Origin of the sequence: Pseudoalteromonas rubra (assembly GCF_004212645.1) — a bacterium.
GTDB lineage: Bacteria > Pseudomonadota > Gammaproteobacteria > Enterobacterales > Alteromonadaceae > Pseudoalteromonas > Pseudoalteromonas rubra_G.
Genome location: NZ_PPUZ01000123.1, coordinates 1 through 1,427 on the forward strand (window position 1 = coordinate 1; position 1,427 = coordinate 1,427).

Sequence of the window (1,427 nt, forward strand, 5' to 3'; positions counted from 1 at the left end):
GTGATCTGATCTTGCTCAAAGACACTCACAGGACTGAAATCATGCTTACAGAGCTGGAATGGGCACATACAAACTTTTCGAAATGCGATTTAGGTGACAAGCGACGTACCAAGCGTTTGATACAGATGGCATCCCATTTGGCTGGTAACGTAGGACGTTCTATTGTTAAATCTTCCCCGCAAGAATCTGACGTTGAAGGAAGTTATCGCTTGATCAGGAATAAAAATGTAGATGCAAATGCCATTGCTGAAGGGGCTTTTCAGGCCTCTGCAGAGCAAGCAAAGAGCAGTCAGGTACTGCTTGCTCTGGAAGACACCACAAGCCTGGCTTATCAGCATAGTGTGGCTAATGAGCTGAGCTACACCAGTAGTGCTCAGTCTGGCTCAACGAAAGGTTTTTTCGTGCACAGCGTGATGCTATTCGATCCGATTCAGGAAGCGACTTTGGGCTTAATTGAACAGCGCCGTTGGATACGAGATGAATCTAAATTTGGCAAGAGAAAAGTAAGAGCAACAACGCCTTATGAAGAAAAAGAAAGCTTCAAATGGCAGCAAGCTTCGGAAAATATGCACAAACGACTAGGCTCTGAGATGGCAAAGTGCATTAGCGTGTGCGATCGAGAGGCCGATATCATCGAATATCTTGATTACAAACAGCAGCATGGACACCGGTTTGTTGTACGGGCGAAATCAAACCGGCCATTGAGTAACGACCAGCGATTATACGACTATGCCAGTGAATTAGCGCCAGCAGGGACCTATCAGGTGGCAGTTGCACAAAAAGGCGGTCGAAAAGCCCGCCAGGCCAACATGGAAGTTAAATTCGCGCAGGTTGAAGTAAAAGCACCAGCCAGAAAGCAACAACAGTATCAACCAATCAAGGCTCATGTCGTTTTGTGCAACGAGATAAGCGAAAGTGAATCGCCGTTGACCTGGGTGCTTTTAACCACAGAAGTACTGAATAGCAAAGAAGATGCTTTAAAAATAGTCAAATACTACGAAGCAAGGTGGAAAATAGAAGAGTTTCATAAAGTCTGGAAATCGGAAGGAACCCAGGTTGAGAACTTGCGAATGCAACATGCTGACAATCTGGAAAGAGCAGCAGTTATTCTAGCGTTTGTGGCTATCAGATTATATCAGCTCAAGGAGCAGGGAGATAAATCTGACGCTGCGCAAGTGAGCTGTGAAACCTGCCTCAGCACATTACAGTGGAAGCTTCTGTGGAAAAAGAGACACAAACAAAAAGCCCTTCCAAAGCAGCCGCCGAGCATGAAATGGGCGTATCAGTCGCTCGGGAGATTAGGGGGCTGGAAAGACAGCAAAAAAACAGGGCGTGTTAGTTGGCGAAGTTTATGGGATGGCTGGAACAAGCTTGAATCCTTGGTCGAAGGGTATCAAATGTTCCAGGAAATGTGATCAAGAGACAGG

General features: G+C 46.0%; 1 protein-coding gene. It reads left to right on the forward strand.

The window, feature by feature from the left end; all coding sequences use genetic code 11:
• The first annotated feature begins 41 nt into the window (after nucleotides 1–41).
• Complete coding sequence (locus tag C3B51_RS22630) at nucleotides 42–1,415, forward strand: IS4 family transposase (protein WP_130246473.1); 1,374 nt, start codon at nucleotides 42–44, stop codon at nucleotides 1,413–1,415.
• The last annotated feature ends 12 nt before the right edge of the window (nucleotides 1,416–1,427 follow it).